A 22,443-nucleotide genomic window follows, 5' to 3' on the forward strand; every position below is an offset into this window, starting at 1 on the left:
ATGCCAGCTTATACCGTCAATAACGAATGACGTTCTCAACCGTATCAACACCGTCGATGGTTACGGAAACGACGTCTCCATCAGATAGTGCCTGCGTTCTACCGGGAGTCCCCATAAATATGAGGTCGCCAGGTTTCAGGGTAAAGTATTTGCTGAGATAACTAACAACTTTGCTGGTACTGTGAATCATATTTCGGGTATTTTCCTGCTGAACAATCTTGTTGTTTAGCCTGGTTGTGAGCAACACATTTTCATAGTCAACGCCTCGAGTGATAGTGGCCGCGATCGGACCAAAATTGTCAGCGGCTTTCGCTCTCATCCATTGAAGGTCTTGCCCTTGCCAGCTCCTTTCCGTTATGTCGTTACCAACAGTGACACCAAAAATGACCTCTTTTGCTTCTGCTTCAGAGATGTTTTTTGCCACTTTGCCAATGACTAAAACCAACTCGCCCTCAAAGTGAACGTTTCGGGCATCCAATGGTAGTGTTAGATCTTTCCCGGAAAGTAGAAGTGAGGAGGGTAGTTTTAAAAATAATGGGGGAGGTTGATTTGAGGGAGAAGACAGATGGCTCGCGAAGTTCATACCAACAGCAAAGACCTTTTCAGGTACTGTTGGAAGCAATACTTCAACATCGTCGATATTTAGCTCGTCATCTATGACGCTAAAATCACCAAAGATATCACCTTGTATAGGTTTGATTATATTGCCTTCTAAGCTTCCATAATTTTGTTCGCCATTGAACATGTAGCGAATGTATTTTTGAGTCGCGGAGTGGGTTGGTAATGAAACCAAAAAAACAACAAATAGAAACATCCATTTCATTTTATGTGCTCCAACAAAAAAATTATCTAATCCAATGAAGTTTAGAACATAAGCTTGTAATACGAGCGATAATTGCCTATAGATCGATGAATTTCACTTTGCTTACTTCGGCTAGGTATGCTTGATTGGTTAAGTATGGGGCTGGTCGACTATGAAACTTCCACCGGAAATGGTTATCCCGGTGGAAGATAGTTATTATTGAACTGCAAAGTTATGGTTTATTCACGATAATTGATTGTCCGCCATCGCTGGTAAAGACAATACTGCCCTGGTTTTTCCTAATACCGCTATTCACACATTCTGTTTGGCCTGTACACGTGCCTCCATCCGACCATGAACCGGAAAGTAATGGCCTAGGCTCTTCGTTGTAATAAACAATAGCGGTCCATGTTGAGCCGTTATTAATACTCTCAGAGGTAAGTGTGGATGTCGTATCGTCACTGCTTGTTAGGGTGACTGAACTACTAGTTTGGTCAGTTGCTCCTTCATTGTCTGTCACTGTAAGAGTGATTGTATAAGTACCATCTGTTGTGAATGTATGAGATGCAGTCTCGCCTGTGTCAATTGCAGTGTCTCCAAAGTCCCATTCATAGGAATTTATGCTTCCATCACTGTCGGAGGAACTTGATGCATCAAAGCTGCAAGTTAGTTCCGTACAGTCAGACGTAAATGCAGCACTAGGAGGCGAGTTTTGTCCTGAATCATCAACGGCAACTAAAGTTGGATCAAATACCGCCAAATTTATATCCAACAAAGGTTCCTGAATACCATCACTGGAGTCATCCACCCAGCCAGAGTTACCGTTATCAATTAATGTGTCCCATATAGCACTAGGGGTTAAGCCGTTACTTGCCAGAAGAGCAGCCGCTCCAGCAACATGTGGGGATGCCATGGAGGTACCACTAATTGTATTATATTCACCCCTTTCGATAGGATACGTTGACTTAATACACACACCTGGCGCTGAGATATTTATGATGTTGCCGGTGTTATCCCTGTTACTGAAATTAGCTAATGTGTCATCTTCATCTGGTCGGCATGTTGGTGAGCCGTTGGCGCCTGCTAAGCCATCAAAGTCCGCAAGTGCTGATACGGTAAACGCATAAGGTGCGTTAGCAGGCGTATAGTTGATACTGTGGTCACTCTCATTGCCAGCCGCGACAACAACAAAAACGCCTTGTTGGTATGCAGACTGAATGGCTTCGTTCATTGCTACACTTTCACCTGCGCCACCCAAACTCATATTAATGACTTCTATTTCTTTTTGAGCCACAACCCAGTCGATACCAGCGATAATGCCAGCTAACGAACCGGAGCCGGTTGAATCAAGCACTTTTATAGCCCAAAGGCGAGCGCCGGGAGCAACACCTACAACACCAAAGTCATTATCCAGAGCGCCAATGGTTCCGGCTACGTGCGTACCATGATAATGATCATCGTCTGCACTTATAGTTTCATCACAATAGTACTTACGTGCCCAAGGAGGTCCGCCAGAAGCAACCATGCAATTAGCGCCTCGTAACACATTCAAATCGGGGTGCTCAAAATCAATACCGGTGTCCAGAACCGCAACATCAACATTTACCCGGTAGTTATCAATTCCGTCGATTCTGAGCGCTGTGTAATTTGCATAAATACGTTCAACACCGGTAGGAATTTCTTGTGCAAATGCGGTGACAGCAATGTCTTCTTCGACATGAGAGACTTTAGGATTATTCTCAATGCCATTTAACGCTTTTTCAGGTACAGAAATAGAAAAACCTTTGATAACGTGATTAAACACATACCCGACGTGACCATCTGCATTTTGCGCTATTTCAGATGCGACACTCTCTGGAACGGCATTTTCATCCAGCACAACAATGTAGTTCATATGAATATTAGGTTTTTGTGCGTAAACCAAAGCGGACAATAAAGTAGTTAGGATCAGGCAAAAAACATTTCGAATGATGCTCATGAGTATGCTCCATATATACATGGTGGGGCGTACTGATATTATAGTAGATAAGGAGTAGGTGGCGTGGCTCAGAAAAGCGACACTTTACATTTGTCTGTTTGATGTGTTCTATTGATTGCAGGATTATTATCAAGGAAGAAGTTTATGTGTCGTTGGTTAGCATACCAGGGAGAAGCGATATATATGGATGAGCTGGTCTATGAACCGGAGCATTCATTAGTCAACCAGAGCCTGGATGCGCGAAAAGCCGTTACAAGAGTCAATGCTGATGGATTTGGATTGGGGTGGTATACGGAAAGAGATACTCCAGGGCAGTTCCATGAAGTTCTGCCAGCATGGAATGATCAAAATCTGCTAGCGCTTACTCACCATATTAAATCACGCCGTTTTATGGCACATGTTCGTTCCTCTACAGGAACGCAGGTATCACGTTCAAACTGCCATCCTTTTATTCATAACAACTGGATGTTTTTGCATAATGGTCAGATAGGTGGCTTTGAAAGTATTCGCTTTAAGCTGGAAAGGAAGTTATCGGAGCCGATATATTTGCTGAAAAAAGGCTCCACAGATAGTGAGCTAATATTTTTGCTAATGCTGCAAAATGGTTTAGAAGTAGAACCTATAGAAGCAATTAGGAAAACAATTAGTGACATTAATGAGCTTATGTGTGAAAAGCCCATAACTGATCCGTTTAAGGCATCGATCTGTATTTCAAATGGTGACGAGTTTTGGGTTGTCCGTTATAGCTCCGACAACCAGCCGCCAACGGTTTTTGTTGCTCGTCAGGCCAATAATCTGATATTCGCATCTGAGCCATTGGATAAAAGGTGTTGTTGGGAGAGTATCCCTTCACAAAGCATACTACATGTTTCAGGGGTGAATATAACCCAGCATTTACTCGCATAATTAAATTAATAAATAATTACAATACTGATGCCAGATTATTTATAAATTTATGAAATATAGTCAAAAAATCGATCTTATTGATGGATAATTAAATAAGATGCTTCATAATCCTAGTATCTCTTTAAATGTTGTACTGAGTGCTGAATGGAATCCAGACAAGTAAACAGGAATGTATCAGGTAGCTCTGTAGCTAAGTTTCTAGCTTTGATGAAGATTGTTCCCCGAAATCCAGTGGAACGTCAGCAGTGTGAGCAACTGTATCTGCAATTCTCTAGCGAAGTACACGATAGGCTTTATAAGGCTGTGACAAATGTCGTTGCCTCTATGGGTTTAGAAGAGGCTCCGCCAAAACTAGGCGCAAACATGAAAATGATACTTGCGCGCTCCCTTAGAAAACTAATGACAGCTTGCCTTTCTGGCAGGATGAGTTTTCTTACTGCTTCTAACCTGGTTGCTCAGGGGCAGATCTACTTTAGTGTGGTCAACGAGTTGGAAAAGACCATGTATGGTGAGAAGTCCAACAACCATTTTGTTGGACTTCTGAATTCACTGGAAGATTCTAAAGAATCCCCACCAATTGCTAAAGCGTCTTAGCAAGCCAATAGCTGGATCTCTTACTGGAGGCCAGTTAAGTATTCAACGATTTCATCTTTCCCTTCGTCTTTAGCTTTTTCCAAAGGAGTGTTGCCATCTAGACCCTTGATGGATAGGTTGCCATCATTAGCAATAAGTAGCTTGAGAGCTGGAAGGTTGTCAGCCCATACTGCATCATGCAGCGGCGTATAGCCATTGCGAGGACCGACCGCATTTACATCGTATCCTGCGTCGATAAGCAGCTGAACAATTTTTATATTATCTTGGAACATTGCTGCATGAAGAGCTGTTCCGCCATATGAATCACGCTCGTCAGGATCTGGATTTAGCTTAAGTAGTTCGACGACTTTAGCTTCATTTCCATGATAAGCAGCAAGGTGAATTGTATCGCTGCATAGCGCTTTGTAGGAATATCCCAGAACAGAAAAAACGACAGCTGCAAAAACTAAGTACTTTTTCACTTTTACTTCCTCCTAGTTTTTTGACGAGCTACTACACCAGCGAATATATATTTGTTGATCATCTAACACCTCAATAAAAGTCTTCAATCAAGACAATTTATAGAATCACGACTCGTTTGATTAGGCATATTTAACCAAACAGTCTGTTAGTGAAAATCAAACATTACCCATGAAGAGCCTCGAGTTTTGTATTATTAGGTTTGAGCTAACAACACATAAGATCAGGGTTAGTCAGTTATTGTCTGTTGGTGCATTTGAATCCGAAGTTGAACAATTCTTGCCACTGTGTTTTGGAAAGCATGGAACTGTGTCCGGCTATTAACTACGCTTTAATAACGAAGACAACAAATATTAAGAAATAGGTAGAGTGTTATGAAAGGGAAACTGATACTGATTAATATACTGTTTATCGGTTCACTTGGTTCATCATTTGCGAATGGAAGCAAAACACAGCCAGACTTCAATTTGCTGGACACTGATTCTGATGGTTTGATAAGCGCCGAAGAATTCGATGCATATAGAAGCTCTGTGAACCTCGATGAAGATGAGCAAACCGACGATCGAGATGGTGTCAGTGCTTTCCCTTCATTTGACAAAGATAAAGACGGCTTTATCTCTGAAAGTGAGCTGGCAAGTCACGCTAAGTACTCAAACCCGGGAAATGGAACCGGGACTTTAAAGACGGAAAAAAGTAGTACTAAAAGCGTGAAAAAGAACAGCAATAATAAAAGCAATATAGGAAGTAAAGGGAGTGGTAATAGTAATAGGGGAAGTAGTAGCGGGAACAAAGGCAAGGGCAAAAAGGATCGTTGAACTGAAAAAAGCCTGGCCTATAGCCAGGCAATGCGTCGAGAGTCGTGGAGTTAATTATTGTTTTTTTTAAGGATTATCGATTACTCAGCAGAGTAAGGTTTCTTATTCACGGCTAGCTTCCAGATTTTGAAGTTAGCTGTTTTCGGATCTTTAAAGTTCATCTTGCCGTCTACGTGTGTATGCAGATTGTTTGACGAAATATAGATGTTGTTGTCTGGTCCCCATGCAAGAGTATCAGGCCAAACCATTGTGTCATCGTATACCAGACGGGTAACATCGCCGGTTTTCGCGTCGCGCTTCATAATGCCGTTAATCGTCAGACCCGTCATATAAAGGTTGTTGTCGCGGTCAGCTGTCATGCCATCGGTATTTGATGGAAGGGTAGTCACCTCTTTTACACTCGCCTGAATTTCAGCTTCTGAACGACTGAAATCGCGAAGAATTGCTGTTTCGATCGAGTACAGTGTATTACCAGTCAGGTTCGTCCAGTATAGGGTGTTCTTGTCACCAGACAATGCGATACCATCAGCACCGGTTAACATCGCATTCTGAGAAAGAACTGGTTTGCCGTTAATGTTAAAGAAGAAGTTCTTCTCGTTGTTGGTAAACTTGGTTCCTGAAAGCACGCGTCTTGCTGAGTTTGTGTTGCTATCGTAAACAATCAGGCCACCATCAAGAGGTTGGCAGAAGATGCCTGAGTCGGTGATGTAAGCAAAGCCAGTATCGTTATCTACCGCTACATCATTAAGGAATGAGCACGTTCTGCTGCTGTCTTTATCGGTAAATTCGTAACGCTGAATCTCTTTGTTTTTGTTGATATCCCAAAGAACCAGCTTTTCATCACCGGGCTTAGTCGGTTGACCAGCAACATGACCCTGGTCGAGAATCCACATCACGTTGTTACGGTCGATTTCAAAACCTAATACCGCCTTCAAACCTTTAGGGTTATTGATATCATTCATCTTCTCTGAAGGATAAGGAACCAGCTTATACTCACTACCGTCTTTTTTAAGGCGAGAAAGTGTTGCCGGAATTTCCGGGCCACCCCAGCGTGCTGTCGTTACATAGAGTTCAGACTGCTTATCTACTTTTACACCCTGCATCAGAGCCTTGCCATAAATGTCGCTTTTTTCCCAGCGCTGTTTAGTCGCTTTATCCTTTACCAGGTACGGCAATGAGTCCCACTCTGCGACAACTTCTAGCTCGGGTGCTGGTGCAGAAGCAGCCATGACAGAAGTTGAAAGTAGTGTAAGGGTGAATAGATATTTTCCTTTCATCTTTGTTTCCTTGTTGTTGATAGTATTGCGTTATTAAATCTATAAAAAAGAGGCGAGCCCGGAGAGTAGGGCTCGCCAGAAAATCGAGGATGTTTAGTTTTGAACTAAATCTACGGCTTCGCGAATTAATACCGCGAGCTCGTCCCACTTATGTGCCGCTACCAGTTTCTTGTCTACCATCCATGAACCACCGCAGCAGGCCACACTAGGCAGCGAAAGGTAGTCGGAGATGTTAGAGGTAGTGATGCCACCTGTTGGCATAAACGTTAGCTGGCTATATGGGCCAGAAACCGCTTTAAGAGCTTTCACACCACCGTTTGCTTCAGCAGGGAAGAACTTGAGTGTGGTTAAGCCAAAGTTCATTGCCTGTTCCATTTCACCTGGAGTAGCAACACCCGGGATGATGTCGATGCCGCGGGCAACACAGTGACGAACGGTTTCAGGGTTAAAGCCGGGAGAAACAACCATGGTTGCCCCTGCTTCGATGGCCTGATCCGCTTGTTCTGGGTTCGTTACTGTTCCAGCAATAAGTAACATCTCAGGAAAGCGTCGGCTTATCGCCTGGATTGCTTCCAGTGCTGCTGGTGAGCGAAGGGTGACTTCCGCAATAGGAAGTCCGTTGTTGATCAGGGTCTCTGCCAGAGGTATGGCATCTTCGACGCTGTCGATCTGAATCACTGGCACAACTTTGGTTTTTGCTAGTAGCTCTAGAGCTTCCTTCATTACGCTTTTACCTCAGCTTTAAATGCCAATACTTGCTCAGTTGTTGGTATTGGAGCGACAGCACCGTAACCCGTTGTTGTCAGGGCTGCTGCGCAGTTTGCATAGGCAAGAGCGTGTTCAAGCGTTTCGCCTTTTACTACCTGACTTAGGAATGCCCCTGAGAAGCAGTCACCTGCACCCGTTGCATCAACGGTATCCACTCTGTGACCTCCTGCAGTAAAGCGTCTGTCACCGGTTGCTACCATCGCGCCATCTTTGCCCATTTTTAGGACAACTGTTTTAGCGCCAAGGCCTAGATAGAAATCAGCAACATCATTTGCATCTTCAAGGCCAGTAAGAAGCTGAGCTTCATCTAGGCTAGGCATACAGAAGTCAACGTGATGGATAGTTTCGTGAATAACTGCTCTTGCTCTTGAAAGAGGCCACAGTTTAAGACGAAGGTTGGTGTCAAAAGAGATCATGGTGTTTTCTCTTTTTGCCATTTCAATCGCTTCAAATACAGCGTCGCTGGAAGAATCGCTAATTGCATGGGTAATTGCAGAAGTATGAAGCAGTTTTGCTTCGGCAATAGCACCCAGAGGGATTTGTTGTGGAGTCACAAGAGAAGCAGCAGAACCTTTGCGATAGAAAGTAAAGTGATGGCCGCGCTCATCGTGAGAAATAAAATAGATACCAGTAGGTGCATCCGGATTACGAACAACAAAATCAGTTTTTACGCCTTCTTTTTCCCACAGGTCTACGAACTGATCACCGAATACATCACTACCTAAATGAGCAAGGATGGCAACATTTGCGCCCTGACGAGCAGCACTTACCGAGAAATTAGAGGTATCGCCACCAAAACCACTCAGGTAAGAGACAGCTTCTGTCTGACCCGGAAGTTGAGAGAATTCGAACAGTGGCTCACCAAACGAAAGAATATCAATAGTCATACTTTTATCTCTTACAAAAAAGCCAGCTGGAAAAGGGGTAACCAGCCGGCTGCTACAATGAAAAGTTAGATACGGCCGTATTTAGCTAAGCCGTCACGTAGTGAACCGCTCTGGATGATCAGTTTTGCCTGCTCCAGTTCACGTGAGTCGATAGACTGAGACTCACGAAGTACCGCTTCTACGTGTTCCTGAGGTACACAAACCACACCATCTACATCACCGATGATTAGGTCTCCCGGACGGATTAGTGCTTCACCGATTTGAACTGGCTTATTCGCAGCTACAGTCTTAAAGCGACCTAGTGTTGTACCCGGAGAGATAGTTTTTGAATAAACTGGGAAGTCGTAGTCACGACGGATTTCAGCGATATCACGCATACCACCGTTAAGAACCGCACCTTCATGCTTGTTCGCTACTGCACCAGCTGTCATCAGGCCACCCCAAACCGCTACTGTTTCAAGTGCTTTGTCACCAGAGATTACGATGATGCTGCCTTCTTCAGACTCATCGATAGCATCCAGAGCGTGCTGTGGTGGTACTTTCTCAAGTGTTGCTTCTTCAACAATTGTTACCGCTGGGCCGACAATCTTTTTCTCGTTGATACGGTTTTTGATATCAAAAGGCAGATACATTGTTTTACCAAGTAGCAGATCACAGGCATCTGCAATTGAAGCGGTTGAGAAGATGTCACGGTATCCGTCGATGATTTCTTTGCTGTACATGGTTATTTCCTTCGTTTAATAAATTGAATATTCGGTGATTACTGGTTAACCCAGTTGTTTGGTTTTTCGCCATCAAAGACGCGCAGTACTTCCACAGCACCTTTGTGCTGAAGTTCAACAACAGATTCTTCAGTGAACCAGGCTGTGTGGTCGGTACAGATTGCGTTTGGTAGCGTTAATAGAAGGTTGTCTTGCGGAACTGGCTCTGTTTCGAATACATCGATCCCAGCAGCATGAATTTTGTTTGCTTTTAGCGCTTCATAAAGCGCCTGTTCGTCAACAAGTCCGCCACGGCTGGTGTTAACCAGTACGGCCATAGGTTTCATCTTGCTGATAAGGTCGCCATTGATCATATGACGAGTATGTTCATTCAAAGGTGCGTGCAGAGAGATAAAGTCGGATTCGCATACAAGAGTTTCCAGGTCAACTTTTTGTACACCAACTTCTTTAGCTTGTTCTTCAGTAAGTGCTGGGTCGAACACCATAGTAGTGCGGAAGCCAAGGCCAGAAGCTTTCTCTGCAAAACAGCGAGCGATACGGCCAAAACCAACAACACCAAGTATTTTGCCACCCATACGTGGAATAGGTTCTGCCTGGCCGATGCCCCACTTACCATCATGAACATCTTTATCGCGGGTAACTACACGGCGAGTAGCGGCAACTAATAGTGAAACGGCGTGTTCTGCAACATCTTCTGAACCGTAATCAGGCACATTCGCAACGTAAACGCCTTTCTCTTTAGCGTAGTTAAGGTCGATGTTGTCGACACCAACGCCGTAACGAACAATCACTTTACAGTTTTCGGCTGCATCCAGAATTTCGGCATCAACAATGGCTTCGCGAACCATAATTGCATCTGCGTTAGCTACCTCTTTTAGGATTTCACTTTTGGCAGTGCCAATTGGTAGTGAAGTGAATTGGGCTTGATGAGAACTAAGAACCTTTTCTTCTTCCTTGTAATCCAGATATCCAGGTTCAATTACTACTACTTTTTTCATGGGCTTTTCCTAAATCTGACATGTTAGTTTTGATGCTATTTAAGTTTTCAAATGGCGTTTTCACAAGCTGACATGTTAGTTTTTGTGATAATTGTCACCAAAACAGGTTGAAAAAGCGCCATTTTTTAGAAAAGAAGATCAAGATCACGTAAAATGAGTGAAATATCAGGTCAGAATGTAAAGGCAAACTGAAATGTCAATTCTGAAATGTAATACGAAGGAACATAAACATGAAAAAAAGTACCCTATGCCTGGCCCTTTCAATCGCAATTTCAGGCGTAATTAGTACACAAGCCTTTGCTGAGACGAATATCCGTGTTGGTCATGGAGCGGCTGACACCTACCACATGCACAAAGCGTGGGTGAAGTTTAAAGAGCTTGTAGAAAAAGAGTCTGGCAATGAAATTACTGTTGATATCTTTCCGAATGGTCAGGTTGGTGGTGACCGCGAACTGACCGAAGCAGTACAGTCCGGCATCGTTGATATGACAGCGCCTGTTGTTGAAGTAATGGCAGGATGGGATCCAGCCTTCTCTGTACCTGGCCTTCCATACACTTTTGGTAGCCGAGCTGATGCATTGAAAGCGCTGAATGGCGAATTTGGTCACAAGCTACTTGATAAAGTAGAAATGTTCGGAATCAAAGGCTTAGGCTGGATGGAAAACGGCATCCGTAACATCACCAGTAACAAGTGCCCAATCAAGCAACCTTCTGATCTGAGTGGTGTGAAGATTCGTACTATGCAGGTTGAAGCGCATATGGATGCCTTTAAAGAGATGGGTGCTAACCCGACTCCAATGTCATTCAACGAAGTTTACTCTGCACTTCAGCAAGGTGTGGTTGATGCACAGGAAAACCCACTAGGCCACATCTATTCTTCTCGTTTCTACGAAGTTCAAAATTGTGTGACGCTATCGGGCCACGTTTACTCTACGCACATGGTTCTTGCTAACCCAGATTTCTATGCAGGTCTGTCTGATAAGGACCGCGGTCTAATCGATTCTGCACTTGAGCGTGCAATTGACTACCAGCAGGAGGTGATTGCAAGCGAAGAGCAGGAACAATTAGCTGCTATTAAAGCAGCGGGTGTAACTGTGACTAACTTGACACCAGAAGAAGTAGCGAAGTTCCAGAAAGTAACGGCACCGATTCGTGAGAAATACACGAAACTGGTTGAGCCTGAACTGATTGAAGCACTAAACAAGTAACAGCCATCACGACCCGGCTATTTATATAGCCGGGTCAGAGGATTACATAATGAAATGGTTGAAAATATTAGACGAAAACATTGAAGCCTGGATGATTAACTTCTTGCTGGCAAACATCGTTTTCTGGATTTTTTTGCAGGTAGTAATGCGCTACATCTTTAGTAACTCATTACCCTGGAGTGAGGAATTTGTCCGTTGGTGCTTCATCTGGTTTATTTGGGTTGGGGTAAGTTACGGTTTTAAAACACGCAAACACATCTCTGTTACTGCGTTAATCAATCTGTTTCCGAAGCGAGTTTTTGACATCATCAACATCCTCGTAAACCTGGTTGTACTGTGGTGTATGGTGAAACTGTTCATCTATGGTTGGGAGCAGATTTCAAGCCCGATCATTGCAAGACAAAGTTCGATTGTACTTTACTGGCCACTATCTGAGACACGAGTCAGTATGCAATGGCTTTATGGTTCTTTGCCGGTAGGTGCTCTGTTAAGTGCATTCCGCTTACTTCAAAACCTTTATCAGGATATCTCCTCGTTGATTAAGACAGAGACTCCGGATTCTTCATTGTCGCACGAGGGAGGTAAGTAATGGTTACTGTTACTCTATTTGGTGTATTTCTTTTATTAGTACTTCTTGGTGCACCAGTTGCGATTTGTTTGGGTGTATCTTCACTGGTTGTTTTGGAATATCTGCCAAAAACACCAAACATTACTCTACTTGCGAAAAGTGCGGTAATGGGGGGCAACTCTTTCCCGCTAGTGGCGATTCCATTGTTTGTTCTGGCTGGTGAAATCATGCAGCGTGGTGGATTGTCATCGCGAATCGTTGGCGCTGCTTATAATCTGGTTGGTCACTTTAAAGCGGGCCTAGCGTACGTAAACGTACTGGCAAGCATGTTCTTTGCAGCAATATCTGGTTCATCACCAGCAACCGTGGCAGCGATTGGATCTAACATGATTCCTGAAATGGAACGTGTAGGATACAAACGCCCATTTTCTGCAGCAATTACGGCGGCAGCGGGTATTACTGGCGTTATGATCCCGCCTTCCATACCGCTTATTATTTATGGTGTAACGGCAAACCAGTCTATTGGTAAACTCTTCCTTGCAGGTGTTATTCCAGGGTTGCTGTTCGGTTTAGGCTTTATGCTTGTGGCCAAGCTGAACGTTAACAAGAACTTGTTCCCAGCTAGTCGCGCGACTAAGAGAATGGAAGATGCTATTTCTTCCATAGATGAAAGCGCACCGAAAGGCTGGCGTCAGCATTCAATGTGGGCTCTGATTGTTCCGGTGATTATCTTAGGTGGTATCTACGGTGGTATCTTCACGCCAACGGAAGCTGCTGGTGTAGCGGTAGTGTATGCATTGGTGATCAGTCTTTATATCTACCGCGATTTAAAGATCGGCGATCTGAGCAGTGTGTTCCTAAAAGCAGGCTTAACTTCAGCAACTGTGCTTGTGATGGTGGTGATGGCGGCTTCGTTTGGTCGACTACTTACCCTGGAGCGTGTACCTGTAGAAGTCGCAAACATGATTACATCGGTATCCGAGAATCCATTAATCGTACTAATGCTGATAAATATCATGCTACTGATTGTTGGTATGTTCATGGAAACCATCGCTTCCATCATCATCCTGACACCAATCCTTCTACCGATTGTTCAGACAATGGGAGTGGACCCGATTCACTTCGGTATCATTATGACGGTTAACCTTGCCATCGGATTCTGTACTCCACCATTGGGTGCTAACTTGTTTGTAGCAACGGGTGTAGCGAATGTTTCCCTTGAAGATTTGGTGAAATCGATCACACCGTTCTTATTTGCAATGTTAGTCATGCTAATGATGGTAACTTTCATTCCACAATTGTCACTGGTCTTACCTTCTATCTTGTTGTAATGTATGAGTATTGGAATCAAAGGAGCATGATTCATGCTCCTTTTTCTCGTTTTCTTGACATTTCAGATTAAACAATTAAATTATATAATAATACAAAATAAGATTTGCGAGTGATGTATAAATGAAGCAAGACCTACTTAAAGATGTCATTTACCGTCGAATTCGGGAGATGATAATTGTTGGCACTTTGCCTATGGGTATGAAGATATCCGAGACGGTGCTTGCCAATAAGCTAAATGCAACTAAAGCCCCAATACGTGACGCCTTAAAAAGACTTCAAAGCGAAGGTCTGGTTCAGATCAAACCAAAGAGCGGAACCTTTGTTTTTCATGTAACAGCTGATGAGTTTACCGAGCTGTTGGAGTTTCGGTATTTCATTGAATCCGAAGGGTTAAAACTAGCCTGGAAGAACAACCCTAAACAGTTGATTCAGGAACTCTGCTTTATTCTCGATAAAATGGAAGTCTGTTTGAGCAACTCTAGTACGCTTGAGTACCTGAAACTGGACAATCAGTTCCATCAGACGTTTATCTCCTTGTGCGATAACCGCTATTTTCAGGAGTCTTATGCTCTGATCTCTGCTCGAATGGCGACTGCCCGAAACCACCTTGGTGGAAACGAAGAGCATCTTCAGCGTTCTTTCGAACAACATAATTCGATAGTCAGAGCCCTTCAGGACGACAGTATTAATGATGCTATGTATCAGTTGATCTGTCATATCCTGCCGGAGCATGGTGCTTACTGGAGCACAGCAAACCTTTCATGAGTGTTTCTAAATGCTATTAGGTGTTATCGCCAGTTTTTTGGGGGCAACTTTTCAGGCGTTGAACTATACGCTGACTCAAAGTTGCCAACAAAAATACAATATTGATGGTGTAAAGTTACTGGTAGCGGTGCATGTGTGTATCGGCCTGTTTGCACTTATCCCGACGTTGGTGTTCGGATATTGGCGGTTGATTGAGCTTGATTTAGCCTGGGACTTTTTCAAAATCAATGCGCCTTATCTTATCGCACAGTATTTGTTAATTAATGCTATCAGGCGTAGCGACGCATCTATTGCTTCACCACTATTAGCGTTAAAGATTCCTGTTTTGGCGGTTATCTCTATCGTGTTTTTCGGAGCAGAATTTAATCTGATGCAGGGGATATCTATAGGGTTGATTCTGTCGTTGGGTTGGTATTTCTCTTCTATGTCGGGAAAGATAGACATTGCCCCGTTGATGCTGGTTTTGGGCGCGAGTGTTTTCTATAGCCTGTCTGATATGTCTATTACCCAGTTGTCCCACAACCTGATAGATGCTTCTCCGGTCGAACAGTCTTTTGCCACTATATGTATTAACTACCTGGTATGTGGTGTGTTTGCTATTCCGTTAATGAAGCCAATGAAGGTAAGTTTTAAAATGGCTTATCAGGCCAAATGGGTTGCACTAGCCTGGTTTGTTGCGGTGATATTCCTGATTATTGGCTTTAATATTTCTGGTGTTGTGTCCGGCAATGTTGTCCAGTCACTGCGAGGGGTTATTGGCGTTATTCTGGCTTATCTCTTCTTCCGTCATCAGGTTAAACAACCGGCGTCTGTCTGGCGTAAAAAGCTGATTGCTGCGGCCGGGATGTTTGGGGCAGTGGCACTTTTTTATCTTTAAGTAAGTATATCCAATGATATAGAAAGCCCAGTTGGGGTTACTGGGCTTATTACTGACGTTGTTAAGATATGTTCTTTATTTATGCTGCCACTTGCTGTCCAAGATTTCTAAGATCTTTCATTGTTTCAGCGTAACTCTTTTCTTTGCCGAACAGGCCAGCTGTTCCAAGAATGAAGTACTCCATCTTATCTTGCAGTCTTTCGATAACTTGTGGGCTGATCGCGCCATCGATAGCAAGTTTTGTGTTCGTACCTTTAGCTTCGATCATCTCGATGATTCGATCGATTCGGTTGTATGCGTTATCGATAAATGCCTGACCAGCAAACCCTGGATTTACAGACATAATAAGAATCACGTCAGTCACATCCAGCACATCTTCAATCGCGCTCAGTGGTGTACCCGGATTAATAGCCAGACCAGATTTGATACCTTTAGCCTGAATATTTCCAAGGGTACGGTGAAGATGAGGTGGCGCTTCAGCATGCACGTACATTAACTTTGGACCTAAAGAAGCAAACAGATCAATAAACTGGTCTGGGTCAGATAGCATCAAATGAACATCGTAATCAATGTTTGTCAGGTTTCGGATCGCTTTGATATCTTCAGGGCCTAATGCAAAGTTTGGTACAAAATGACCATCCATAACATCAATATGCAGCATATCTACGTCTGCTTTTTCCAGCTCTTTTAACTCTTCAGCAAGTTTAGAAAAGTCGACGCACATCATCGACGGGCAAAACTTAGGCATGTTGTAACTCCTCGATTTCTTTAATCTGATTGATACGGTTTTGGTGGCGGCCACCTTCAAACTCTGCGTTTAACCAGCTATCGATAATCATTTTTGCCAGCTCGATACCTACAACGCGGGAACCAAATGACAGTATATTGGTGTTGTTGTGCTCTTTTGAGAGAGCAGCAGTATAAGGGTCGCTACAAACGACAGCTCGGATGCCCGGCACTTTGTTGGCTGCTAATGAAATACCAACACCGGTACCACAGATAAGAACACCAAGATCAACGTCTCCTTTTACCACTGCATTTGCTACCGCTAAACCATATTGCGGGTAGTCGGTTCTCTCTGCAGATTGCGCGCCCAGATCGATAACCTGAATACCTTTGCTTTCTAAGTGACTGATAACCAGTTCTTTGTGCTCAATACCTACGTGATCACAACCAATCGCAATTCTCATATCTCTTACTCACTAATGAACGAATTTATGGAAAGTTTACAATAAAATTCACAATAGTAAACAAACAAAATACACGAAATTGCTCAAAGACATAATAAGTTATTGTAATATAATGATAAAAGAAGTGCACAAATAAATTCACAAATATAAAAAGTACACAAAATGATTATTTTTGTGATCTATGTTGGAGTAAAAAGGAAGATCTTGGGCTAATTTAATAAGCAGTTAATCAACAAACATGAAACAGAGGATAACCATGTCATATGCGATGATTGCCGAAGAGTTGGTGGGCTCATTAGGCGGAAAAGATAACATCATCTCTGTTGCACACTGTGCAACGAGATTACGAGTGATGGTGGCTGATGAAAGCAAGATTGATAAAGAAAGCATCGAGGAAACAGATAAAGTAAAAGGTGCTTTCTTTAACAGCGGCCAGTATCAGATTATTTTTGGAACAGGCACGGTAAACCGCGTATTTGAAGCGGTAGAAAGCCTGAATCTTTCTACTTCAAGCAAGTCGGAGATGAAGCAGGTAACAGGAGAGCAGGGTACAGCGCTGCAACGTGCGATTCGTACTTTCAGTGACGTATTTGTTCCTCTTATTCCGGCACTGGTTGCCACGGGTCTGTTCATGGGACTGCGTGGCCTGATTACTCGTCCGGAAGTACTGGCAGTATTTGGCCTGACTCCAGACGCAATATCAGCAAACTTCATCCTTTATACACAAATCCTAACTGATACAGCATTTATTTTCTTACCAGCGATGGTGGCATGGTCTGCCAGCCGAGTGTTTGGAGGTACGCCCCTTATTGGCTTAGTGCTTGGTCTGATGTTGGTTTCCCCAGCACTACCGAATGCCTGGGCCGTCGGTTTTGGTGAAGCAGAAGCGTTACTCTTCTTTGGCTTCATTCCGGTAGTAGGTTATCAGGGCTCTGTTATTCCGGCATTTATTGCGGGCTGGATGACAGCGAAGTTAGAGCGCCGTATCCGTTCAGTTATGCCTGAAGCGTTTGATCTGGTATTGACCCCATTCCTGACTCTGCTTGTTATGAGTGTGGTATCTCTGCTGGTTATCGGTCCTATCTTCCATGCGTTTGAAGTAGCAATGGTAGATGCGACAACTTACCTGCTTGAGCTTCCGTTTGGTCTGAGTGGTCTGTTTATCGGCTTTGTTTGGGACCTGATTGTTGTTACTGGTGTTCACCACGTATTTAACCTTCTTGAAATCCAGCTACTGGCTAACGAAGGCAGTAACGTATTCAACGGACTAATCACTGGTGCGATTTCAGCTCAGGGTGCAGCGTGTCTTGCAGTTGGTATTAAGACTCAGAGCAAGAAGCTAAAAGCACTTTGTTTCCCATCAACAGTATCTGCGTTCCTGGGCATTATCGAACCAGCAATCTTCGGTGTGAACCTAAGATACTACCGCCCATTCGTATTCGCTCTGGTTGGTGGTGCGCTAGGTGGCTTCACTGCACAAATGGTAGGGCTGGCAGCAAGCGGCATGGCTGTAACAGTAATCCCAGGCACACTGCTTTACCTTGATGGTCAGCTAATGTCTTACTTCCTGGTACATGCAGTGAGCTGTGGTGTTGCCTTCGGTCTGACTTACATGTTTGGTTTCAGTGACAAGATGCTGGAAAAGAAATAACAGGTAAAACAGGCAATTAATAAAAGCCCCTGACTGAAGGGGCTTTGGAGTTTTTGATGAATAAATCGAATATGACAAGAGATCAGCAATATATTAACGATATCCTCGCTATTTCCCTTAATCATGCGTCGAACATGGGGGATGACCACCATCGTCCTCAGTGGCACTTCTCTCCGCTTTTGGGCTTACTCAATGACCCAAATGGTCTCGCTTACTTTAATGGTGAATACCACCTGTTTTATCAGTGGAATCCAAAAGCCTGTACTCATGGTGCGAAGGCATGGGGACATGCAACCAGTAAAGATATGATTAACTGGACACATCAGCCTTTGGCTTTGGCGCCGACAGAAGATTTTGAGACTCACGGGTGTTACTCAGGTTCTGGTCTGGTAGTTGATGGCAAGTTAGAGCTGTTCTACACCGGGAATGTTAAATACGCAGATGGTGGGCGTACGGCTTATCAGTGTCGCGCAACTCTTGAAAAAGAAGGGCAGGTGGAGAAGCAGGGTATTGTCCTTGAGCTACCAGAAGGGTACAGCGGCCATGTGCGAGATCCAAAGGTTTGGAAGTATGACGATCTGTATTACATGGTTCTGGGTGCAGAAGACTTGAATTACAAAGGACAGGTTCTTCTTTACTCATCTGTTGACCTGAATCAGTGGGAACTGATTGGAGAAGTATTTGGCGATGGTAACAACGGCTACCAGTCTGATGACTTTATGCTTGAATGCCCGGATCTATTCCCGTTAGGAGGTAAGCATGTTCTTGTCTCTTGTCCAAAAAACTGGGTAGAGAAAGAAGGCGTAAAAACTGAAACCTTTGATGTGACTTACCATGTAGGTAACCTTGATCATTCTAATGCTGTGTTTGAACACGGTGCAGGCACATTGATGGACCATGGTTTTGATTTCTACGCTCCGCAGACAATGGAAGATGAAGAAGGACGCAGAATCATTTTTGGCTGGATGGGTAAGCCTGATGAGTTTGAAGCTTATCAGCCAACCATTAAATCTGGCTGGATTCACCAGATGACCTGCCCGAGAGAACTGATTCTAAAAGGCGACAAAGTTATACAGAAGCCAGCTAAAGAGCTGGAAAAATTGCGCCAGAGTCCGCAAGTGTTCCAGGCAGAAACTATCGAACTGGATGGCTTATCAGTAGAGCTTTATCTGCCAGATCTAACTGGCATCTCAATGACGATAGATGTTGCGGATGATTTCCGAATTAGCACTTCGGAAGTTGGTTTAGAAACATGCCGTAAAAACCTTAAAACCGGTGAGTGGGAAATGATTCTATGGGAAGGTGATGTGACTTCTCTACGAGTGCTACGTGACCACTCTTGTGTTGAAGTCTTCATTAACGAAGGTGAAGCTGTTTCGACCTCTCGATTCTTTGGTAAAGCGATTAATAACCAGCAAAAAGCAGGCTTGGTACTTAGCAGCAAGCAGGCTGTGGCTGGTTCCCACTGGCAATTAATTTAAAACAGTATGGCGGCCATGCGCCGCCATCATGACGAACAGGTACTCTCTATGTATAATGAGCCGATTGTTTCACAAGGAATGTTATTGTCTGTGGATGTCAATCAAGTAATACCCAATATACGTATGCGTATGCCTTCGCTAACACGTACCGAGCAGTCTATTGCGGAAAGCTTTCTCAAGCCTCATTTCCTGCAGAAATCGACGTCAATTAAAGAAGTGGCTGAACGCTTAGGCGTATCAACTGCATTGATTGTAAAAGTATCGAAAAAGCTGGGATTTAGTGGGTTTAAGCAGTTAAAAGACGCGTTAAACGCTCATAAAGGTTCAGAAACCTATGCGCCTAGCGAACAGCTTCAGCCCGATGACAACTGCGAACAGATAGTGACAAAGGTTCTACAAAACTCGATTAATGCGCTAACCGAAATCCTGAACTTTGTCGATGCTAAAATGGTGAGTGCGGCAGCAGATGCGATTGTTAAAGGCAAAAACATTGAGCTATTTGCCGTGGGTGGTTCAACCATCATCTGTGAAGATTTTCAGCATAAGCTATTAAGGTTTGGCATTAGAGCTTCGGTGCCTAGAGACAGACACTTAATGTTGATGTCTGCCAGTGTGCTATCTGAAGAAGATGTAGTGCTGGTGGTTTCTCACTCCGGTCAAACCGTAGATTTGATGGATGCGGTGCGTGTAGCAAAACAGTCTGGCGCAACAATCATCTCAATAACCAATAACTTCCATGCCGAGCTTTCTCAGCTCTCTGACTACCCGCTATATGCCCCGGCATCTCCGGAGCCACTGTTGGGTAAAAACGGCATCGCCCGTTTGGTTAAGCTGGCGATGATAGACAGCTTGTATGTGACGATCGCCAGTAAGATCCCGGATAAAGTGGATGATAATCTGGATAAAACGACTAAAGCAGTTGAAACACTGCACCGTTGATAACGGTGCGGTGGGAGTATTAGTTCTTAGGGCAAAGCCCTATTGTCAAATCAATTGGAGTAACTCCTAAAACTATGACAATTCTCTCCAAAATATCGTTGACTATTGGCATATCGGCAACGCTGCTCATGAGTATCTCGGCTACTGCAAAGTGGGAGAATCCAGTAGATAGATATAAAAATGAATACAAAAACCACCTAAGCGCTACCTGCCCAATTGCGCAGGACGATATAAAACACTTTGTCTACTTTGCGCGTAATCGTACTGCTCTTAAAGACCACTTTTTTTGACCAATAAACGCTTTTCCGGAGCCCAAGTTATGTATCCTTGGGCTTTGCTTGAGCCCAAAAAAGGTCAATACGATTTTTCGATTATTGAAGAAGATTATCAGTATCTTAAAGCTCATGGGAAAAGGCTGTTTGTACAGCTTCAAGACGCCACTTTCAGCATAGAGTTTTGAGGTGTTCCTGACTATCTCAATAGTGTTGAGTTTGATGGTGGTTCTGTGCCAAGGTTTGATGATAATGGTAACCAAGATGGTTGGAGTGCTAAACGTTGGAACCCAGTAGTACAAAAGCGATTTGCTTTGCTCATAGCAGAGCTTGGCAAAGTGTATGACGGTAGAATTGAAGGTATTAATTTACAAGAAACCGCCGCGGCAGCAGATCCAAAAACTGATCTAAGTTTCTCAGAGGAAAAATATGTTGAAGGCATCAAAGCCAATATGCGTTCACTACGCGGAGCATTTACAAAGAGCGTTACCATGCAATATGCTAACTTCATGCCCGGTGAATGGCTACCGTGGGAAGACAAAGGTTATTTAAAAGAGATTTATGCTTATGGTGAGCAAATTGGAGTGGGTTTAGGTGCCCCTGACCTGATGATGCGCCGTCGAGGGCAGTTAAACCATACGCTAGCAATGATGCACGAGAATGAATACAGCGTCCCACTAGGTATCGCTATTCAAGACGGCAATTACATAGGAAAAATTGGCACAACAAAGATAGTCGACCAGAGAAATAACATCGTTCCCATGCTGTACTCATTTGCTGACAAGTTTTTAAATATCGACTACATGTTCTGGGTTAACCAAGCTCCGTATTTTGAGCAAGATGTATTGCCCTGTTTCAGAGCTGAACAAGATTAACAGTCTGTAGGAGTTGCATATTCTAAAGAATGACTATGTAGTGGCCAAATCAATTTGACCACTACATAAAAACTTGCCTAAACTGGAGTAATCCGCGATTTCTAACTTAGAAAAACTACTGTTCAGTAGTTAGATCTACCATTCATCAGGATTACATAATCATGCAGACATAAAACTTCGTTTCAGAAAGTTGCTCATGATAGGATCCGAAGTTTGCGTATATTCGTCACAAGTGAATTGGACAGTTTCTTCCATCATTTTGTTTAAGCCACGATTCTATTCTATGCACTTAAAGCATTACTTAATGCACCACAGCACTTCGTTCTCAATCAATGCTATAGTTAACATGTTGTATCTATTGGGTGACGGCTGACATGAGATTAGCATTAATATGTCTTCATATTTTTTGTGTTTTGGGTGGACACTCACTAGCGGCCTCAGAGCGCTTGATTAATATTGCGGTACCTCATGCCAGTCACAATGCTCCACCTCACTACCTAATAGATGACAACAGACATCTTTATGGAGGGATTGAACACGATATTCGACAAGCCTCCTTCGCAGGGAGAGAACTGGCTTTGACTTACGTTCCAATAAAGCGAGTAGAAATGATAATGCTTACACAAGATAGATTTGACTGTGTTGCGCCATCTATACCTGAACTAAAGTCAAAGCGAGGTTACTTTGAATCGACCGAGGCCTTCTCAAGTTTTCATAATAAGGCTATTACTTTGGAAAGGTCCCTGCTCAAAATAAACTCTATCAATGACCTTTATGGCAAAAATATTCTTGCCTTTCCTGGAGCATCTAAATACCTTGGTCATGACTTCAAGAAGATGGCTGATAACAACTCGAGTTACTTTGAAGTTGAACACCTAGCAGATTCACTTGAGATGCTGTTTAGAGAACGAGTTGATGTAGTAATTATGGATGGAAATGGTTTCAAATACTTCTATTATATTGAGTAATAGAACTGACGCTGTAGATTACCACAATATTTTCCCTATAACGGAATACACCATAATGTGTAATGATAAAGCACTTGTTGATGAGTTCGATTCGGGGAAAAAACAACTTAT

Annotated in this window: 23 protein-coding genes; 13 read left to right on the forward strand and 10 right to left on the reverse strand. The window is 43.4% G+C overall.

What is annotated here, in order from left to right; translation table 11 throughout:
* Positions 1-16: 16 nt before the first annotated feature.
* Together P7F88_RS10600 and P7F88_RS10605 are read right to left on the reverse strand one after the other, a co-directional pair.
* Positions 17-823, reverse strand: a complete 807-nt coding sequence (locus P7F88_RS10600; RefSeq protein ID WP_277824439.1) for a fumarylacetoacetate hydrolase family protein — start codon at positions 821-823, stop codon at positions 17-19.
* A 211-nt stretch (positions 824-1,034) separates the two neighbouring features.
* Positions 1,035-2,780 (reverse strand): S8 family serine peptidase, encoded by a 1,746-nt coding sequence (locus P7F88_RS10605; protein ID WP_277824441.1) that lies wholly within the window; start codon positions 2,778-2,780, stop codon positions 1,035-1,037.
* A 144-nt stretch (positions 2,781-2,924) separates the two neighbouring features.
* Between P7F88_RS10605 and P7F88_RS10610 the strand changes: the two genes are divergently transcribed.
* Both P7F88_RS10610 and P7F88_RS10615 read left to right on the forward strand, forming a co-directional pair.
* The gene (locus tag P7F88_RS10610) at positions 2,925-3,686 is read left to right on the forward strand and encodes a class II glutamine amidotransferase (protein ID WP_277824443.1); all 762 of its coding nucleotides are present in this window, start codon (positions 2,925-2,927) and stop codon (positions 3,684-3,686) included.
* 144 nt (positions 3,687-3,830) lie between these two features.
* Positions 3,831-4,280: a hypothetical protein gene (locus P7F88_RS10615; RefSeq protein WP_277824445.1), complete on the forward strand. Its 450-nt coding sequence runs from the start codon at positions 3,831-3,833 to the stop codon at positions 4,278-4,280.
* A gap of 20 nt (positions 4,281-4,300) precedes the next feature.
* Here the strand turns inward: P7F88_RS10615 and P7F88_RS10620 are convergent, their stop codons facing one another.
* The gene (locus P7F88_RS10620; RefSeq protein ID WP_277824447.1) at positions 4,301-4,741 is read right to left on the reverse strand and encodes an ankyrin repeat domain-containing protein; all 441 of its coding nucleotides are present in this window, start codon (positions 4,739-4,741) and stop codon (positions 4,301-4,303) included.
* Between the two features lie 372 nt (positions 4,742-5,113).
* Here P7F88_RS10620 and P7F88_RS10625 point away from each other — a divergent pair, with 372 nt between their 5' ends.
* On the forward strand, positions 5,114-5,554 hold the full coding sequence (locus P7F88_RS10625; RefSeq protein ID WP_277824449.1) for an EF-hand domain-containing protein: 441 nt from the start codon (positions 5,114-5,116) through the stop codon (positions 5,552-5,554).
* An 80-nt stretch (positions 5,555-5,634) separates the two neighbouring features.
* Here P7F88_RS10625 and P7F88_RS10630 read toward each other — a convergent pair whose 3' ends face one another.
* From P7F88_RS10630 to P7F88_RS10650, 5 genes are all read right to left on the reverse strand, one after another.
* Positions 5,635-6,831 carry an L-dopachrome tautomerase-related protein gene (locus P7F88_RS10630; RefSeq protein ID WP_277824451.1) on the reverse strand — a complete coding sequence of 399 codons (1,197 nt, stop codon included), beginning with the start codon at positions 6,829-6,831 and terminating at the stop codon, positions 5,635-5,637.
* 93 nt (positions 6,832-6,924) lie between these two features.
* Complete coding sequence (locus tag P7F88_RS10635; RefSeq protein WP_277824453.1) at positions 6,925-7,554, reverse strand: bifunctional 4-hydroxy-2-oxoglutarate aldolase/2-dehydro-3-deoxy-phosphogluconate aldolase; 630 nt, start codon at positions 7,552-7,554, stop codon at positions 6,925-6,927.
* Entirely contained in the window at positions 7,554-8,486 is a 933-nt protein-coding gene (locus tag P7F88_RS10640; RefSeq protein WP_277824455.1) for a sugar kinase, read from the reverse strand. Before P7F88_RS10640 ends, P7F88_RS10635 begins: the two co-directional genes overlap by 1 nt.
* Before the next feature lie 65 nt (positions 8,487-8,551).
* Positions 8,552-9,208 (reverse strand): RraA family protein, encoded by a 657-nt coding sequence (locus P7F88_RS10645; RefSeq protein ID WP_277824457.1) that lies wholly within the window; start codon positions 9,206-9,208, stop codon positions 8,552-8,554.
* A 38-nt stretch (positions 9,209-9,246) separates the two neighbouring features.
* Complete coding sequence (locus tag P7F88_RS10650; protein WP_277824459.1) at positions 9,247-10,206, reverse strand: C-terminal binding protein; 960 nt, start codon at positions 10,204-10,206, stop codon at positions 9,247-9,249.
* Positions 10,207-10,436: 230 nt separating this feature from the next.
* Between P7F88_RS10650 and P7F88_RS10655 the strand changes: the two genes are divergently transcribed.
* The 5 genes from P7F88_RS10655 (at position 10,437) to P7F88_RS10675 (ending at position 14,956) form a co-directional block, all read left to right on the forward strand.
* Positions 10,437-11,414, forward strand: a complete 978-nt coding sequence (locus P7F88_RS10655; protein ID WP_277824460.1) for a TRAP transporter substrate-binding protein — start codon at positions 10,437-10,439, stop codon at positions 11,412-11,414.
* Between the two features lie 49 nt (positions 11,415-11,463).
* Positions 11,464-12,003: a TRAP transporter small permease gene (locus P7F88_RS10660; protein ID WP_277824462.1), complete on the forward strand. Its 540-nt coding sequence runs from the start codon at positions 11,464-11,466 to the stop codon at positions 12,001-12,003.
* A complete protein-coding gene (locus P7F88_RS10665) occupies positions 12,003-13,313 on the forward strand; it encodes a TRAP transporter large permease (RefSeq protein WP_277824465.1) in 1,311 nt (436 codons plus the stop codon). The genes P7F88_RS10660 and P7F88_RS10665 overlap by 1 nt, the downstream gene beginning before the upstream one ends.
* 121 nt (positions 13,314-13,434) lie before the next feature.
* The gene (locus P7F88_RS10670) at positions 13,435-14,079 is read left to right on the forward strand and encodes a GntR family transcriptional regulator (protein ID WP_277824467.1); all 645 of its coding nucleotides are present in this window, start codon (positions 13,435-13,437) and stop codon (positions 14,077-14,079) included.
* Positions 14,080-14,089: 10 nt separating this feature from the next.
* Complete coding sequence (locus P7F88_RS10675) at positions 14,090-14,956, forward strand: EamA family transporter (protein WP_277824469.1); 867 nt, start codon at positions 14,090-14,092, stop codon at positions 14,954-14,956.
* 79 nt (positions 14,957-15,035) lie between these two features.
* Here the strand turns inward: P7F88_RS10675 and rpe are convergent, their stop codons facing one another.
* Together rpe and rpiB are read right to left on the reverse strand one after the other, a co-directional pair.
* Complete coding sequence (rpe, locus tag P7F88_RS10680; RefSeq protein ID WP_277824471.1) at positions 15,036-15,704, reverse strand: ribulose-phosphate 3-epimerase; 669 nt, start codon at positions 15,702-15,704, stop codon at positions 15,036-15,038.
* Positions 15,697-16,146, reverse strand: a complete 450-nt coding sequence (gene rpiB / locus P7F88_RS10685; protein ID WP_277824473.1) for a ribose 5-phosphate isomerase B — start codon at positions 16,144-16,146, stop codon at positions 15,697-15,699. The genes rpe and rpiB overlap by 8 nt, the downstream gene beginning before the upstream one ends.
* 256 nt (positions 16,147-16,402) lie before the next feature.
* Here rpiB and P7F88_RS10690 point away from each other — a divergent pair, with 256 nt between their 5' ends.
* The 5 genes from P7F88_RS10690 to P7F88_RS10710 all read left to right on the forward strand — a co-directional run bounded on the left by P7F88_RS10690 (position 16,403) and on the right by P7F88_RS10710 (position 22,332).
* On the forward strand, positions 16,403-17,797 hold the full coding sequence (locus P7F88_RS10690) for a sucrose-specific PTS transporter subunit IIBC (RefSeq protein WP_277824475.1): 1,395 nt from the start codon (positions 16,403-16,405) through the stop codon (positions 17,795-17,797).
* A 56-nt stretch (positions 17,798-17,853) separates the two neighbouring features.
* Positions 17,854-19,278: a glycoside hydrolase family 32 protein gene (locus tag P7F88_RS10695; protein ID WP_277824477.1), complete on the forward strand. Its 1,425-nt coding sequence runs from the start codon at positions 17,854-17,856 to the stop codon at positions 19,276-19,278.
* A 15-nt stretch (positions 19,279-19,293) separates the two neighbouring features.
* Positions 19,294-20,217, forward strand: coding sequence for an SIS domain-containing protein (locus P7F88_RS10700; RefSeq protein WP_277824478.1), 924 nt, complete (start codon positions 19,294-19,296; stop codon positions 20,215-20,217).
* Between the two features lie 505 nt (positions 20,218-20,722).
* Positions 20,723-21,364 carry a hypothetical protein gene (locus P7F88_RS10705; RefSeq protein WP_277824480.1) on the forward strand — a complete coding sequence of 214 codons (642 nt, stop codon included), beginning with the start codon at positions 20,723-20,725 and terminating at the stop codon, positions 21,362-21,364.
* A 374-nt stretch (positions 21,365-21,738) separates the two neighbouring features.
* Positions 21,739-22,332, forward strand: coding sequence for a transporter substrate-binding domain-containing protein (locus P7F88_RS10710; protein WP_277824482.1), 594 nt, complete (start codon positions 21,739-21,741; stop codon positions 22,330-22,332).
* Positions 22,333-22,443 lie beyond the last annotated feature (111 nt).

Source organism: Vibrio hannami (genome assembly GCF_029589055.1).
Lineage (GTDB): Bacteria > Pseudomonadota > Gammaproteobacteria > Enterobacterales > Vibrionaceae > Vibrio > Vibrio hannami.